Genomic DNA, 15,742 nt, shown 5'->3' on the forward strand with positions numbered 1-15,742 from the left:
TCCGTTCAAATTAAATATCGGCTTATTCGGATCCGGTTTTCTGAGTAATGCGGAAGACGACGAACTCGGCAGGTTTCACGGGAGCTACGCCGATCACGCAGATCAGCCGTCCGTTATCGATGTCGTCCTGCGTCATTGTGCTGCGGCCGATATCGATGTAGAACGCCTCGGAGGCGCTGCTGCCCATCAAAGCCCCGTCTCTCCAGATACGCGTCAGGAAAGCGTCGATCGTCCGCTGCACGCGGGCCCAGAGCTGTTCGTTGTTCGGCTCGAACACAACCCAGTTGGTTCCGCCCTTGATCGATTCTTCGAGGAAAATGAAGAGCCTTCTCACGTTGACGTATTTCCACAGCGTATTGGAGGATGCCGTTCTCGCTCCCCATACGCGAATGCCTTGGCCCGTAAACGAACGGATCAGGTTCACGCCGACCGGATTGAGAATGTCTTGCTCGCCCTTGTTGTATTGAACGTCAAGGCCGACTACGCCGCGAAGCACTTCGTTGGCAGGCGCCTTCTGAACGCCGCGCGTCGTGTCCGAACGGGAGTAGATGCCCGCGATCGTACCGGATGGAGGAACAAAGATGTTTCTCTTATCCAGCGGATCGAATACGGACAGCCATGGGTTGTACAGCGCGCAATAGCTGGAGTCGAACAGGTTGCGGTGCGTCATGACGTCCGCTACCTTCGTCTTCTCGCGCGGAATGTCCAATATCGCGAAGCGGCTGCCCAGATTCTCGCAATGAGCGACCAGCGACAGCTGCACGTTCGCGTCCGTTACGCCCGGAATGGCCATGATGCTGACCACGTCGTTATCGATGAATGCTTGAATGCCCGTGCGACGGCCCGGTCCGCGATCTTCGCCGATGAAATCGGAAGCGGCAATTCCCGATACGGAACCGTCCGTACCGCCAGCCAGCACGAATTCTACCTTTCCTGCAGGCCCTGCGCCCGATACCGTCTCGAACGGGTGCGTCGCGTCCGTAGACAGCACCAGCGCGCGAATGTTGACGAGATTGGAGCGTCCCGCCGCCTTTTCGATAAAGGTCGGAGCTTCCGGGTTCAAGGAAACCTTCTCGAAGCTTTCCACCTCATCGTGATAGACGACGTGCAGGGAAAATTCGCAAGTCGACAAAATCTTCGTAGGCAGCAGCGCATCGTCGACGACTTCGCCCGTCAGCTCTTCCGCCAACTCGATCACGTTGCCCTGTACGCTGACAACGCGGTTATACTGCGTCTCGCCGCCGTCATTGTAAGCCACGACGTCGCCCGCATAGAAGCCTCCCGCATTTTTGACGCGATAACGCTTCTCCGTAACCTCGTAAATCTGGGTTTTCGCTTTGCTCGCATCGGTAATGACAACCTTTACGAGATTGCCCCAAGCTCCGGGGTTTTTGGTCGTAATGCTAAGCTTCTGCGATACGGAATCCGTATTCGCCGCCGCTTTCGCGTCGGAAGGCGCTACGCGCATGACGTAGCAGCGGGAACCGCCATTCGTGAAGAATTGGTCTACCGCATAAGCCAGATAACGGTAGCTGCCGAAGGCGCTCTCCGACAAGTAGGAACCGAAGTTCCGTTGGAAATCGGCGGGGCTTGTGATCAGCAGCGGCAAACCTTCAACCGCTCCCCGCTGCGCGAGACCGATAAAGCCGGCGGTGCTCGTACTTACGCCGTCAAGCGGCTTCGAGCCGCTTTCAAACTCCTCCACGTATACCCCAGGCGATAAATACTCTGCCATGTTCCCCGGTTTCTCCCTCATACGATATGTAAGTTACATTGTCTTGCTGCTCGTATTGGGAAAACCAGTTCCTCCTCTCTACATATGGGTTTATCTAATCGTTAACCGAATACGTTCCGCCTGTCGGCATTCGCCCGGTCAACGCCACACACTTAGGTACGATTGACAACGGCGGCGGGCAATCGAACGACGCGTCCGCCCTCTATCTGCCAAACGACCCTGCTGCTCTTGCCGCCTGCGAAGATATCGGCCACAATCCGGCAATTCTGAGGCAGAAGCCCCCTGAAGGGCAGCACAACCGTTCCGGTTGCGTCGCTAACGGTCTGCGCGGCCGCCAGCAGCTTCGCTCCTCGGCTCCATTTGCCGCCGAGAGGCTTATCCAGCGCATACACGGAAGCCTGCTCCGTCCAGTCCGCGATGCGATGCCACTCGAGCTCCGCTCCGTCCTTGCTCTCCCTGTCGCGCAGAACGAAAGCGTCCCCGGGAGAAAGCTTGCCGTTGGCGGGCGACACCTTCACCAGCGGCGATTCCTCCTCGCCGCCCTTATCCTCGGCCAACCGTCCTCTGACCGCCATTTCGTCATCCGCGTAAGCGAATACCGGCACCCCGGCAAGCGGCAATCCCGCTGCATCCCGGAGATCGACGATGACTCCCGTTGCGGCAGGCGGAGGCGCATATACCCGATTCGGATACAGGCTCACCGTCACGACCGGAGGCGATCCCCTATCGGCGGGCAACAAAATCTCCTTGCGCACCTCCATGAAAATCGGAGAGGAGATTCGGAGCGTGCACCTATCGTTCGGGACATCCAGAAAAACATAGCTGCCGTCCGAAGCGCGAATGGGCTTTCGATCCGTTTCCTCCAGCCAGATCTGCACGGCAGAGGGACCAGGCACCGCGCCGTTCCACACATCGATCGGTCTAACCGCCAGCGAGCAGCGGGTCACGAACGTTCTCTCCGCCCGTTCCATCCGGTCTAGCCTCCCTTGTCCCGCAACGTAAATTTGCGTTCCAGAACCCGGGCTCCCGGCTTCACGCGATTGGACTCCAGCAGAACGGGGCCGACCCGATAGGCCAGGGAAAGCTTGTACGGGGTGTCTCCGAAATGCCACAGCTGGGCCAACTGCTCGGTGCTCAGATTTTCCGAGGTGATGCGCAGCTCTTCCTCATTCTCCGCCAGCGTGCCTTCCAAATAAGGACTGCGCAAAACCGAATTGTCGTACAGCACCTGCATCGCCCGCCCCAGAATACGATGCTCGTCCAGAATTCGCGTGTGCAAATCCGCGGAAGAATGCGCTGTCAACAGGTAGTGCAGATCGACGGCCAGCGGCGGGTATCGGAGCACACCGCCTTGCGGAAGCAATTCGTTGCGTCTTGCCTCGCCGTTCTCCCGAACGCTGTACAAGTAGAGCGTAAGCGCCAGATCGCCTTTGTCGACGGGCGAAGCGACCCCGATCATATCCGGCCGGGGGACAGGGTCCGGAGCCAGCTGCTCGCGAAGCAGCTTCAGCAGACTGGAGCCGACATCCGCGATTACGGTATAACCCCCGATAGGAGCCCCTCCTTCCCCTCACATGCAAAAACTGATAAATTTCTAAAAAATTCTACATTCGGTTTCTATTATAACGGGAAAATTAGGAGGTGACTATCCAAATATTTCTCTTTCTTCATCGGAATACGGAGAAAAATTTTCTTTTACGAGAATCTTCCCCATTTTTCGCAGCTCCTGCTTCGCCGCGCGGACGAAATGCTCCATTCCGATCGGCTTCAGGTCCCCCGCAGCCAGGAATGCGGCCGCCAGCACGATGTTTTTGATATATCCCCCGGACACCTCCAGCCGCGAGGCCAAAAAGGCCAAATCCAGGCTGTCCGACAGCGGAGCTTGCGGAGGCAGATGCGCGCGGAATATCAGTTCCCGCTCCGCCGCTCCCGGAAAAGGAAACTTGACGATAAAGCTCATCCGCCGGATCAACGCTTCGTCCAGATTCTGCAGCAGGTTGGTCGCCAGGATCGACACCCCGTCGTACGCCTCGATTCGCTGCAGCAGATAAGCCGCCTCCAGATTGGCATACTTGTCGTGGGCGTCCTTGACCTCCGTTCGCTTGCCGAACAAGGCATCGCCCTCGTCGAAGAACAGAATCGCGCCGCTGTTCTCCGCTTCGGTGAACAGCTCGCTCAGCCGCTGCTCGGTTTCGCCGATATACTTGCTGACGATTCGGGACAGATCGATCCGATAGAGCTCCAGGCCAAGCTCTCCCGCGATGATCTCCGCCGCCATCGTCTTCCCCGTTCCCGGCAGTCCCGCGAAAAGCAGGCTGAGCCCCTTGCCGTAAGGAAGCTTCCTTCCGAAGCCCCAGCGTTCGTAGACCGTCTCGCGATGCACGAACCGATTGCAGGCTTCGCGAATGAGCGAGTACGGCTCTTCGGCCAGCACCAGGTCCTCCCATGTCCTCGCCGGAACGATCCGATCCGCGAGCTGCGCCAGCCGATGCCTGAACTGCGACCGGCTGGCGGCTTCGATCTCCGCGCGCTCCGGAAGCTCCGAGCCCCGGCCGACAGCCAAAGCCGTCGCTTGCCGCCAAGCGCTCTTGATTTGCCCGGGAGTAAATCGGTACTTGTCCGCCAGCTCCCGCCACGTCGCGCTATCGTACCGCTTCGCCGATTCGCCCGCTTCGGCCGTCCAGAACGCTTCCCTCAAGGAGGCGGCAGGGATGCCGATTTCTCCATATAGCCACCCGATCTGCAGAGGCATAGGAAGCTCCGAGGGCTGCCGCAGGAGCGAGGAGGTCCAGCAGATCAGCGGTCTGGCCGCAAAGCGAACATATTGATTCAAAGCCGCGGTCAACGCTTCAAGGTGAACGACCGTAGAGCCCGCAACGGCGTGCTCCTCCCGGAAGCAGACGGCGGCGTCGGTCAGCGCCGCTTCGCGCACGATGCGGGACAAAGCGGCGGCCGCCCGATCGGCCTCGTGGGGCAGAGCCCGCAGCTGGACGACCAGCAGGCGTTGATGGCGAGCCGCGGCGAGATGTCTGAGCCGCAGCCTTTTCCCTCCGCCGCTCGGTCCGGACAGATGAAGGTACGGCACGTTCTCCCCGCCGAGAGGATTTGCGGAAGCGGTGGATTCGGCCGCCAGCCCTTCCGAGGACAGCAGGAACGGATCGTCCGGCGACAGCGAGGGAAGCTCCGCCGGGTCGACCGGCTCATACGCATCGACGATGCCTCGAAGACGTCCATCCAACGCCTCGGTCTGCAGCAGGTAGCTGACCGTGCGCTCGTCCAGGCGCATGGCTGTCTTCAGCCGCGGACGGGTAGACCCGCCCGCGCTTCCGCCGTAATGCTCCTCCGGCTCCAGCAGCAGGCTGCGCAGCGTTCCTCCGCCGCCAAGCAGCGCTCCCGCCGCGGCCTGCTCTCCGATGGCATCGCAAAGAAGCCGAAACGCCAAATCCGGCGTCGGAGCTTTGCAGGTTACGTCATCGTTGAAGTACGCATACCATTTCTCGAATTTGCGGCTCATCTCCGCCGCAAGCCCCATCACGATAAAGCGCCGCTCCCATACGGTAAGCCCCAGCCGCATGCACAGCCGCATCAGGGGAAGCTCGACGCCCGACGCCATCGCGGCTCTTGCGGAACGGGTAATCTCATACTCGCGCCCCAGCCGATCCTCCACATACAGCTGCCAGTCTTCCAGAGGCGACTCGTCCTCCTGCTCGACCGATTCGAACAGCTCCTCCGCCGTCACGACGAGCCCCCTTGGGCCGATAAGCGGCTGGGCGAACGGATTGCCCCCGCCCAGCTCAAGAAGCTTCAGCAGCCCCGCCTCAAGCCAGGCAAGCTCGGCGCGCAGATGCTCCTGCGCATCCCGATACGGTTCAACGTGTTGTGCCAAGTGTTACAACTCCTCTTCGCATTTAACGCCTCTGCAAGGTCAGCACGGCAATGTCATCGGATTGCGGGGCCCCGTCCGCGAACATGAATACGTGCATGAGCAAGGCATCGATCGTCTCCGCGCTGGACATCCCCGCCGTCATTCCGAGAAACTCATGCAGCCTCTCCGGCGAATATTGCTCCTGATTCACGTTCTCCGCCTCCGTAATCCCGTCCGTATACAGAATCAGCCTGTCCCCGTGTCCCAAGGCCATGTGTCCGTCATGGTAGACCGAATCCTCCATGGCCGCAAGCGGCAAGCTTTTCTTCAGCTTGATCGGCTCGATTCGGCCGTCCGCCCGGACGATATAAGGCGTGCAGTGTCCCCCCTCGCTCATGACCAGCTCTCCCGTCGAGCAGGTATAGACGCCGCACACGATCGTAGCGAACACCAGCGGGTTGTCGCGAGCCAGCTCGTCGTTGACCATCGTCAACAGCTCTCCCGGAGACAGACCGGGCTCCATCTTGCCCTTCAGCAGCGTCAGTGTGACCGCCATGAACAGCGCTGCGGGAATTCCCTTGTCCGAAACGTCGCCCAGCGCGAAAAAAAGATGGTCGTCGTCGATCTTATAGAAGTTGTAGAAATCGCCGCCGACCTCCTTGGCGGATTTAAGCAGCGCGCAGACGTCATAGGGCTCGTGCAAGGAAGGCATCGTGCGCGGCAAAAAGCTCATCTGAATCGTTCCGGCGACCTGCAGCTCGCTTTCGAGCCGCTCCTTGATCGCGGTCGTCATCTGCAGCGCTTCCAGCGAATCCTCCACTTGGGTATACAGTCTGGCATTCTCCAGGGCGACGGCCATCGGCTGCGCCACCTTCTCCAGCAAGAGACGGTCGCTTTTCGTAAATTTGCGGCCGCCTTTCTTGTTAATTACCTGCAGCACGCCTTCAATTCTCTGGCCGTTCATAATCGGGACCGTCAGCAGATTGCGGGTTTCGAAGCCGGTCCGTTGGGCGACGCGGCCCGACCACCGGGGGTCGGACTTCGTATCGTTCACGATCAGGCTCTGTCCGCTGCCGGCGACGTGGCCGGCGATGCCTTCGCCGGGGTTGAGCCTGATTTCCTTGACCTCCGAGCCTTTGTCCCCGAGCGCCAGCTCGAAGATCAGCTCGTTGGTATCCGGGTCCAGCAGCAGCACGGACGCCGCCTCGACCGGCAGCACGCTTTTCGCCGTATTCATAATCAATTCCAATTGCTCCTGCCGCTTCAGCGTCGAATTGAGCTGCATGCTGATCTCGAACAAGGCTTTCATTCGCCGCACCCGCATCTGCAGAGACGCATAGAGCGCTCCGGCCCCGACTACGGCGCCGGAGACGAGCCCGATCGCCAAGCCTGTCCATTGTCCATCCATCGTCCTCACCTGCCTTTGCTAGCCGCCATTCTCATTCACGCTTACGCCTGCATAAGCTTGAGCGCCTCTTCCGTCGACGCCGCCGTTTCCAGAATGCTGAGAAAGCCCGACATCTCGAATACGTCTCTCACCTGGTCGTTCATACTGGCGCATATCAGCCGTCCTTGCACGCTTTTGACCTTCTTGGCCGCCACCAGCACGACGCGGAGCCCCGCGCTGCTGATGTACTGCATGGCCGCAAAATCGAATACGAACCGTGCGTGCCCTTGCCCCGCCAGCGTTTGAAAAGAAGCCTCCGCCGTCTGCGCGTGCTGACCGTCCAGACGCCCCTCGAAGCTCATTATCATCGCGCCTTCGGCCTGCCTTGATACGATAATCATCTGAATGTCCTCCCTTTGCCGCAGAGCCGCCTTTACCTATTGATAGTCAGGCGCTCCAATGCGTTATATCGTTTTGCGAAGAATAATCCGATTTCCTGTATCCGTGCGCTCATAGACCATCTCGTTCATCCTTCGTTTCGCGAAAAAAATGCCGAGACCGCCGATCATGCGCTCCTCGACTCCAAGAGTCGTATCCGGCTCTTCCTGCTCCAGAGGATTGAAAGGAATGCCTTCGTCCTCCAGCCGAATTTCGACTCCTTCCGGGTCTGTCCTTACGGACAGCTTAATCGAATGATGTCCGCCTTGCGGAAATCCGTAGGAGATCGTGTTGGTAAGCAGTTCCTCGCAAGACAGCGTCACGTCGAACCTAAGTCGTTCGGACCAATTGGCGCGCATGCCGATTTCTTCAAAGAAGCCGTGCAGCCGCTCCAGCTCGTCCATTCGGTTGGCCAGCTCCATTGCGGCAACCTCCGTACGACCCTTTTCCCGCTCCGTGCTCATACGTCCTCCGCCCCATTTCGCCGACGTTCGAGTTTTTTCTGCCACGAATATCATAACATACGGCTCTGGTATTTTAATGCAGTTTTTTGACAGATTACGAGACTTGATCCCCGATGCAAGCAATAACGATTTCGGCGTCCTCTTACAGCCGGAGTAGCTTAGTGAAGACGATACAGGGAAGAATAAGCGTAAAACTCACAAAGCCTGAATCGTTGAAAAAGGAGCCGCCTCCCGGCAAGCTCCCTGTTACGACGGTCCTATTTATCTTGCATGCGCGTTAAGCTCCCCCGGACTTCCGCCCTACTTGGGCGGCCGGACTCTGCGGGTCGCTTCGGCTTCGAGCGGATTATCCGGCCAGTAATGCTTCGGATAGCGGCCCTTCAGATCCTTGCGAACCTCGAAGTAAGCCTCCCGCCAGAAGCTGGCCAAATCCCGCGTGACCTGAACGGGACGCTGTGCCGGGGAGAGCAGATGAAGCGTCAGCGGAACGCGGCCGCCCGCGATTCGGGGCGTCTCCGGCAGGCCGAACAGCTCCTGAAGACGAACGGCCGCGAACGGGGCGTCGAGATCGCCATAGTCGATCGGGATGCGGGAGCCGCTCGGCACCGTCCAGTGCGTCGGAGCTTCGGCGTCCAATCTCCTCTGCCGATCCCAGGGCAGCATCGACTCCAATATTTCCTTTAAGTTCAGCTTCTGGAGATCAGCCCGGCTCTTCATGCCCTCCGCATAGCCTCCGAGCCAATCCTCCAGCGAAGCCAGCAGCGCCGGGTCCGACAGGTCCGGCCAGCTCTCGTCGTGCCGACGCGCGAACGCGACGCGCTGCTGGAATTGGCGCGAGGCCTTCGTCCACGGAAGCAGCTCCAGCCCTTCCGTGCGGATGCCATCGATCAAAGCCTCCAGCAGCCGATCCGACGCGATCCGTCCCAGCGGTCGTTCCTCGATCATCAGAGCGCCCAGTCTCTTGCGCTCCCTTCCTCGCACGGACTTCGACTCGCTGTCCCAGCTGACCTCGGCTTCGCGGCTAATCCGATCGGCCAAATGGACGGCGAGCCGCTCGAAGGACAGCGGCGCGGCCAGGCGGATACGGCTGTCGGCGCCGGCGTCGTCCACGTCCGCAACGACGATCCACGGCTCCCGCGCCAACGCCTGGCCGGAAGCGAACGCCGCTCCCCTGCCCCCGCTCAGCAAATATTTCCCGCTGTCCCGCTGGCGTCCAATCCGATCCGGATAGGCAAAGGCCAGAAGCAATCCGCAGTCCGACGGAGTCGAGCCGTCGCTCCCGTCAGCCGATGCCGATGCCGACGCCTCGATGCCGAGCTCCCGCCGCAGGCGTCTGGCTTCCTCGGCCAGCCGCCTGCGGGCTCCTTCGTCGACGGCATACGCTCCGAACCCGGACAGCGCCTCGACTCTCGCCCGCAAATCCGCGGAAGCCTGACCTCCCGAATTTCGCAGAATATCCCGCTCGCCAAGAAGCACGGCGATATCGCAGGCAAGTCGGCCGAGACCGAGTGGCAATGCGCGCAGAAGCATATGGGCGGTCCGGGGATGCTTGCCCAGCTCCGCCAGCTTCCGGCCATGCTCGGTGACCTTCTGACCGCTATCCTCCAAAGCTCCGAGCTGCACCAGCAGCTCGCGCGCCTGCTGCAGCGCCGGAGCGGGCGGAGCGTCCAACCAGGCGAGCTCGTTCGGCTCGCGCACGCCCCAGACGGACAGCTCCAGCAGCAGCGGCGTCAGGTCTGCCTCCAGTATCTCCGGCGTACTGCGAACGGACAGCGCCGACTGCTGCTCTTGACTCCATAACCGATAGCATGTACCCGGCCCCAATCTCCCCGCGCGCCCCCGGCGCTGATCGGCGGAAGCCGCGGAGACCGCGACCGTATCCAGTCGGGACATCCCCGTCCGCGGAGAGAACCGGGACACTCGCATCAGGCCGCTGTCGACGACGACTGTCACGCCTTCCACCGTCAAGCTGGTCTCCGCCACGGAAGTGGCCAGCACGATCTTGCGTTCTCCTGCCGGCAAGACGGCCAGCGCGCCATCCTGCTCCTCGGAGGTCAGCCCGCCATGCAGAGCCCGAATGGAGATACGGCCTTCCGCAAGCCTCCCCCTCGCCCGCAAGCGGGCCTCAACCTCGCGAATCTCGCCGACGCCCGGAAGGAAGGCCAGCACGTCTCCTTCATCGCTGAGCGTCGCGTCCTCAATCGCGCGGGCAACCGCTTCCGCTATGTCCATGCTTGCCGCTCTCGGCCGATAGATCGTTTCGACCGGGTAGCTGCGGCCCTCGCTTCTCACAACAGGCGCCCGCCCCAACAGCTCGGAGACAGGCTCCGCCTCCAGGGTCGCGCTCATGACCAGCAGCCTCAGATCGTCCCTCAGCAATGACCGGGACTGCAAGCATAGCGCAAGGCCGAGGTCCGCTTGCAGACTTCTCTCGTGATATTCGTCGAAAATGACAAGTCCGATCCCTTCAAGCGCGGGATCGGCTTGCAGCATGCGCGTCAAGACGCCTTCCGTGACGACCTCGATTCGGGTGCGGGGACCCGCTCTGGTGTCCATCTTCACCCGATAGCCGACAGTCTGACCTACCTGCTCCCCTAGCTCCTTGGCCATGAACCCGGCCGAGCTTCGCGCCGCGAGCCTGCGCGGCTCAAGCATGACGATCTTCTGCCCCTTCAGCCAAGGCTCCTCCATCAGAGCGACGGGCACGCGGGTTGTCTTGCCCGCTCCCGGCTCCGCGATCAGCACCGCGCTGCCTCCCCCGGCAAGCGCTTGCTTTAATTCCGGTATTGCCGAATCTATAGGTAATGGCACATAAGACCGAGACATGGCGTCCTGAAGCTCCTTCCGCTCAACGAAGAGCTGAATCTCTATCGTTGAACAGCTTACCATTTTCCGCAGCGGCTTGAAACCGTCTCTGCCGAGCCTTAAGCCCGGTTTCTACCCTGTCCAAACCTTGAAGCGCGAACATCTCGCCTGCAGTTCCCCCGCCTCCTTGCGCCGACCCTCACTCCGGGAACCGTCACGATTCCGGCCGACTTGATCTCGTTCTCGACGGAGTAAGACACGACTGTCATGCTGCGACTTGTGCATGACCGTTATCCCTTTCCAACAGGAAATAATATACCCTACGTCAAGCCAGCGGAGTTGCCGGATTTGCTCCCGCTACTCGGCGAAGGCTTTCGATTAAACGGATCAGCCTTTGGGCTGGCCGAATCAGGGGAAAAGCTTAATCTTTCATCGCCAACCGCCGATTGCATGTTGTCGCTTGGTGCAGTACAATGAACGTATCTCATGAAAATATTTTTCTTAATAATGACCATTAATAAGAAATTAATTTTCTAGAAAAAGGGGTTTGCCATGAGCATTCTGAACGCCCTTCAGGAAAAATGGGACAGCCTGCACCAGAAGGAGCGGGCGCTGGCCGACTTTCTGCTCCAGCATCCCCAGGAAGCCGCGCAAATGACGATTACGGAGCTGGCCGCCCGTTCGGGAAGCAGCCCGGCGACAATCTCGCGCTTCTGCAAAACGTTTCATTCGAACAATTTTCCCGATTTCAAACGGAAGCTGGCCACCGAGCTCGTACAACAAACGTCCACCCCGAACCAGTACCAGGATATCGTCGCAGGCAATCCGCTTCACGAGATCGTATCCGGCATTACGGCCAATCATCTGAGATCGATTACCGATACGACGCAGGTGCTCGATCTCGCCCAGCTCCGCCTGGCGATCGAAGCGCTGCATCAAGCTTCGCGCATCGATCTGTACGGCTCGGCAACGTCCGGCATCGTCGCCCAGGATTTCTTCCAGAAGCTCGTCCGTATCGGCAAAGCCGCTGCGGCCTTCTCCGATCACCACCTGCAGCTCACCTCCTCGGCGTCGTTGACGCCGCAGGACGTAGCCGTAGGCATCTCTTATTCCGGCGAGACGCCGGAAACGATAGACGCGCTGCGCAGCGCCGCCGAACGGGGAGCCACCACGCTATCCATCACGCGCTTCGGAACGAATACGCTGGCGGAGCAGGCCTCCATCAAGCTGTTTACCTCCTCGGCGGAGGTCGGGATGCGGCGCGGGGACATGGCGTCACGGATGGCGACGCTGCACGTCGTCGACATTCTATTCACGGGATTGGTCAGCGAGCACTTCGAGCATTACGTTCCGCGCCTGGAGCATTCCTTTCAGACAGTCAAGCGTTACACAACAGGCAAAGAGGAGAGAAAAACGAAATGAACATTTTGACATTCGACAGCGACGAGAAGCTCAACGAAGCCGCCGCCAACATTATCATCGGTCAGATTCAGACCATCCCGCGCGCGGTGCTCGGGTTGGCGACAGGGGGAACTCCTGTCGGCATCTATAAGGAAATCGTGCGCGATTACCGGCGGGGAATGTTCAGCTTCCGCAATGTCACGACGTTTAACCTTGACGAATACGTCAATCTCCCGGCGGATCACCCGGAAAGCTACCATTCTTATATGAACGCTCATTTGTTCTCCCATATCGACCTTCCGGCCTCGCAGCGCCATATTCCGAACGGCAACGCCTCCGATCTCGCCGCCGAATGCAGCCGCTACGACGAAGCGATCGAGCTGTCCGGCCAGATCGACCTGCAGTTGCTCGGCCTTGGGCATAACGGCCATATCGGCTTTAACGAGCCTGCCCACGCGCTGATTAAAGGCACTCACATCGTAGACCTGGCCGAGACCACGCTGGAGGCGAACGCCCGCTTCTTCGCCTCTGTCGACGAAGTGCCCAAGCAAGCTCTGACGATGGGCGTCGGAACGATCCTGAAGGCAAAAAAAATATTGCTTGTCGTCAAGGGCGCGGACAAGGCGGACATTATCCGCCAGGCCCTGCAAGGACCAATTACGACCGATGTCCCGGCTTCTTTGCTGCAGACGCATCCGAACCTCATCGTGCTGCTCGACGATGCGGCCGCAGGTAAGCTGTCATGAGCGAGAGCCTTAGAGAATGCTGCGTCGTCAACGCCCGCGTCATTACTCCTCAGGGGATCATCGACAACGGGTTTGTCTATGTCAAGGACGGAAAAATCGCCGCCATCGGCGAAGCCGCCGAGCTTGCCGGGCAAGCTGCCGCAGCCGACAGACACGACGCGAACGGAAGCTGGCTCATTCCCGGCTTCGTCGATGTGCATGTACACGGAGGCGCGAACCATGACTTCATGGATGCGGACGAGGACGGCATTCGGGCAATTACCCGCTTCCATGCCGCCAATGGAACGACCAGCATGCTGGCGACGACGCTTACGGCGTCGCGCGAGGATCTGACAGCCGTGCTTGGTCGCGTCGCCGAATTCATGGCCAAGCCGATGCCCTACGCTCAGCTCGTAGGCGTTCATCTGGAGGGCCCGTTCGTGAACGCCAAGTGGAAGGGCGCGCAAAATCCCGCCTACATCCTTCCGCCGCAGCCTGAATGGCTGGAGGAGTGGGTTCGCAGCTTCCCCGGCATCATCAAAATCCAGACCCTCGCTCCGGAGGTCGAAGGCTCGCTCGACTACATCGAGAAGCTCGCCAGCAACGGCATCGTCCCCAGCTGCGGCCATACCGATGCGACCTACGAGCAGATCGTCGCCGCCGCGGACCGCGGCCTGCGGCATGCCGTGCATACCTTTAACGCGATGACTCCGCTCCACCACCGCCAGCCCGGAACCGTCGGCGCCGTATTGACGGATGATCGCATAACGGCCGAGGTGATCGCGGACGGACACCATGTTCATCCGGCGGGAGTCAAGCTCATTACGCTTGCCAAGGGCACGCATAACGTCATTCTCGTTACCGATGCGATGGCTGCCGCGGGAATGCCGGATGGGGACTACGATCTCGGAGGGCTTCCCGTCCATATGAAATGCGGCGTCGCCCGGCTGAAGGAGAACGACAGCCTGGCCGGCAGTACGTTAACGATGATCGGCGCCGTGCGTTATTTGGTTAAAGAGATCGGCGTAACTCTCGTTGAAGCCAGCCGCATGGCCAGCGCCAACGCTGCCCGGCAGCTTGGTCTGGATCGCGAGATCGGGACGCTGGAGGTCGGCAAAAAAGCGGATTTTCTGTTGCTGGACGCCGCGCTCGAGCTGCAATCGACGTGGATCGGCGGACACCGGATAATCGATTGACATCCTGCCAAGCTCTATCGCTTGGCATCTGCGCTCCCATCGCCGCATTTTGCGGCTTGGGGGCTTTTTGCTTGTCTCCCCAAGCAAAACCGACTTCGTCGTCCTTCTAAGACGCATGAAGTCGATTTATTGGAAAATTAGAAGCCAAACTCAAGGTTAATCTCCATTCTCGCAGTACGTCAGTCCGACAAGCTCTGCATCGTCGCCGGTACCGCTTGCTCGCCCGCTGCCGACAGACGCTGCTGCACCAGGATGCCGAGCTCCTCCGAGCTGTCCCAGATGAGCGGACGGATCGCGCGCGTCTGCAGCGGACGATCCTCTAGCACGCTGCGGCGGATCGTCCAGAGCACCGGGATGTCCAGTCCGACCGCATAGCCTCCGGCATAGTACACTTCTGCAGAAGTGATGCTCAGATCGGCGATCACCAGCTTGCTGTCCGCCAGGCGGGCGATCGAGCGGTCCGTCTTGTCCGGCGTCCGGCAGTTGAACAAGTCGGGCAGATAGCCGCACTGCTCGAGCTTGGGCAAGACATGCTGCACCCACTCCCCATGCAACGCTTCATCGTACGGCAGCACTACGCTGCACGGCTTAAGCTTGCGGCCTCCGGACAGCTCCACCGCCTCGCGCCAGCCTTGCTCGGTCAGACGGAAGCTGTGTCCTTCGCGGATCAGCGAGCCTTCCTCCTTCAGCTTCTCGATCAGATAGACCATCTCTTGAAGATTGTTGGAGTACGTCAGATTGTAGCTTCCCGCCAGCTTGCCGATGATGACGGGATCGCCCGGAGCGCTCGCATGACGATACAGATACTGCAGCAGCCGTCCGCCCTTCTCCTCGATCGTCGCCGGAATGCGCGGCGAGCTCCCGATCGCCATCACCTCGTCGCCGTTCAGCGACACGGCCTCTCCGCAGTCGGTCAGCTCGCGAATGTAGCCGGATACCTGCGGGAACAGCCGCCGCTTCTCCTGATAAGAGAGTCGGCTCAGCGCCTCGCCGCTGTCGGCATGCAGCTGATAGTAGCTCTGGGGCGCGCAGTTGCAGCCCTGGTATCGTTCGTACGCGCCCTTTTTCTCTGCGGTCGCCACCTCGTCGCAAAATAGACATCGCTTCTTGTCCATCGCCATTCACCCTTTCGATGCAACCTCTTCGCACATCTTAGCGGATATCGCAGAGGCTCCGCGATTAATAAATTCTCATGCGGCTTAACTTTCTCTCAGATTGCAGTCGATCGCAGGCCTCTGTCAAACTTCTGAGAAAATGTCATCTTAACTCGTCCGAGAAAATGTCATCTTCAAGTGGTGCCGAGGCGATTCACCAAAGCGCATCGACATAGCGATTATGTTGAGAATACAGGACGCCATGGGAATTGCCCTTGCTTGTGGTATGCTGGATACCTGCTCCGTGCTGGCCGTTAGTTCGACTTTGCAGCACTACTCTTCTCCTCACCTGCTCCGGGCTGGTCGTTAGTTCGACTTTGCAGCACTACTCTGCGCCTCACCTGCTCCGGGCTGGTCGCTAGTTCGACTTTGCAGCACTACTCTTCTCCTCACCGGTAGCGTCAAGTAGTTTGTGTAGTAGGTTTTTCCATCGGGACGATGGAAGACTATTTATGGTTTTAGTGTTGTTGGAGGAGTTTATTTTCGGCTGTACCGTTCGTTGTACATCTTCTCAAACGCCGCCTTCGTATCTGTATCCACGAAGCCCCTAATCGCTCTGCCGCACCATTTCT

General features: G+C 59.7%; 12 protein-coding genes. 3 read left to right on the plus strand and 9 right to left on the minus strand.

Annotated elements, in window-relative coordinates; translation table 11 throughout:
* Nucleotides 1-22: 22 nt before the first annotated feature.
* The 8 genes from ACFO1S_RS13975 to hrpB all read right to left on the minus strand — a co-directional run bounded on the left by ACFO1S_RS13975 (nt 23) and on the right by hrpB (nt 10,715).
* Nucleotides 23-1,735 (minus strand): phage tail sheath family protein, encoded by a 1,713-nt coding sequence (locus ACFO1S_RS13975; RefSeq protein WP_204606240.1) that lies wholly within the window; start codon nt 1,733-1,735, stop codon nt 23-25.
* 152 nt (nt 1,736-1,887) lie between these two features.
* Complete coding sequence (locus ACFO1S_RS13980; RefSeq protein WP_204606241.1) at nt 1,888-2,706, minus strand: hypothetical protein; 819 nt, start codon at nt 2,704-2,706, stop codon at nt 1,888-1,890.
* A 5-nt stretch (nt 2,707-2,711) separates the two neighbouring features.
* A complete protein-coding gene (locus ACFO1S_RS13985; RefSeq protein ID WP_204606254.1) occupies nt 2,712-3,287 on the minus strand; it encodes a Pvc16 family protein in 576 nt (191 codons plus the stop codon).
* A 93-nt stretch (nt 3,288-3,380) separates the two neighbouring features.
* The gene (locus ACFO1S_RS13990) at nt 3,381-5,621 is read right to left on the minus strand and encodes an ATP-binding protein (protein ID WP_204606242.1); all 2,241 of its coding nucleotides are present in this window, start codon (nt 5,619-5,621) and stop codon (nt 3,381-3,383) included.
* A 22-nt stretch (nt 5,622-5,643) separates the two neighbouring features.
* Nucleotides 5,644-7,008, minus strand: coding sequence for a PP2C family protein-serine/threonine phosphatase (locus ACFO1S_RS13995; protein ID WP_378126976.1), 1,365 nt, complete (start codon nt 7,006-7,008; stop codon nt 5,644-5,646).
* A gap of 41 nt (nt 7,009-7,049) precedes the next feature.
* Nucleotides 7,050-7,388 (minus strand): STAS domain-containing protein, encoded by a 339-nt coding sequence (locus ACFO1S_RS14000; RefSeq protein ID WP_204606244.1) that lies wholly within the window; start codon nt 7,386-7,388, stop codon nt 7,050-7,052.
* Between the two features lie 63 nt (nt 7,389-7,451).
* Nucleotides 7,452-7,889, minus strand: a complete 438-nt coding sequence (locus ACFO1S_RS14005; RefSeq protein WP_378126979.1) for an ATP-binding protein — start codon at nt 7,887-7,889, stop codon at nt 7,452-7,454.
* Between the two features lie 300 nt (nt 7,890-8,189).
* A complete protein-coding gene (gene hrpB / locus ACFO1S_RS14010) occupies nt 8,190-10,715 on the minus strand; it encodes an ATP-dependent helicase HrpB (protein ID WP_204606246.1) in 2,526 nt (841 codons plus the stop codon).
* 531 nt (nt 10,716-11,246) lie between these two features.
* Here hrpB and ACFO1S_RS14015 point away from each other — a divergent pair.
* Genes ACFO1S_RS14015 through nagA form a run of 3 tightly spaced genes read left to right on the plus strand, consistent with a single transcriptional unit; the run spans nt 11,247 to nt 14,016 of the window.
* The gene (locus ACFO1S_RS14015; protein ID WP_204606247.1) at nt 11,247-12,116 is read left to right on the plus strand and encodes a MurR/RpiR family transcriptional regulator; all 870 of its coding nucleotides are present in this window, start codon (nt 11,247-11,249) and stop codon (nt 12,114-12,116) included.
* Nucleotides 12,113-12,841, plus strand: coding sequence for a glucosamine-6-phosphate deaminase (gene nagB / locus ACFO1S_RS14020; RefSeq protein ID WP_204606248.1), 729 nt, complete (start codon nt 12,113-12,115; stop codon nt 12,839-12,841). The genes ACFO1S_RS14015 and nagB overlap by 4 nt, the downstream gene beginning before the upstream one ends.
* A complete protein-coding gene (gene nagA, locus ACFO1S_RS14025; RefSeq protein WP_204606249.1) occupies nt 12,838-14,016 on the plus strand; it encodes an N-acetylglucosamine-6-phosphate deacetylase in 1,179 nt (392 codons plus the stop codon). The genes nagB and nagA overlap by 4 nt, the downstream gene beginning before the upstream one ends.
* 179 nt (nt 14,017-14,195) lie before the next feature.
* Here nagA and ACFO1S_RS14030 read toward each other — a convergent pair whose 3' ends face one another.
* Complete coding sequence (locus ACFO1S_RS14030) at nt 14,196-15,131, minus strand: hypothetical protein (protein ID WP_204606250.1); 936 nt, start codon at nt 15,129-15,131, stop codon at nt 14,196-14,198.
* Nucleotides 15,132-15,742 lie beyond the last annotated feature (611 nt).

Origin of the sequence: Cohnella boryungensis (assembly GCF_042651945.1) — a bacterium.
Taxonomy (GTDB): domain Bacteria; phylum Bacillota; class Bacilli; order Paenibacillales; family Paenibacillaceae; genus Cohnella; species Cohnella boryungensis.

Coding starts and splice junctions, on each gene's coding strand:
- ACFO1S_RS13975 (WP_204606240.1), bottom strand. CDS start 1,735: ATGGCAGAGTATTTATCGCCTGGGGTATACGTGGAGGAGTTTGAAAGC.
- ACFO1S_RS13980 (WP_204606241.1), bottom strand. CDS start 2,706: ATGGAACGGGCGGAGAGAACGTTCGTGACCCGCTGCTCGCTGGCGGTT.
- ACFO1S_RS13995 (WP_378126976.1), bottom strand. CDS start 7,008: ATGGATGGACAATGGACAGGCTTGGCGATCGGGCTCGTCTCCGGCGCC.
- ACFO1S_RS14000 (WP_204606244.1), bottom strand. CDS start 7,388: ATGATTATCGTATCAAGGCAGGCCGAAGGCGCGATGATAATGAGCTTC.
- ACFO1S_RS14005 (WP_378126979.1), bottom strand. CDS start 7,889: ATGAGCACGGAGCGGGAAAAGGGTCGTACGGAGGTTGCCGCAATGGAG.
- hrpB (WP_204606246.1), bottom strand. CDS start 10,715: ATGTCTCGGTCTTATGTGCCATTACCTATAGATTCGGCAATACCGGAA.
- ACFO1S_RS14015 (WP_204606247.1), top strand. CDS start 11,247: ATGAGCATTCTGAACGCCCTTCAGGAAAAATGGGACAGCCTGCACCAG.
- nagB (WP_204606248.1), top strand. CDS start 12,113: ATGAACATTTTGACATTCGACAGCGACGAGAAGCTCAACGAAGCCGCC.
- nagA (WP_204606249.1), top strand. CDS start 12,838: ATGAGCGAGAGCCTTAGAGAATGCTGCGTCGTCAACGCCCGCGTCATT.
- ACFO1S_RS14030 (WP_204606250.1), bottom strand. CDS start 15,131: ATGGACAAGAAGCGATGTCTATTTTGCGACGAGGTGGCGACCGCAGAG.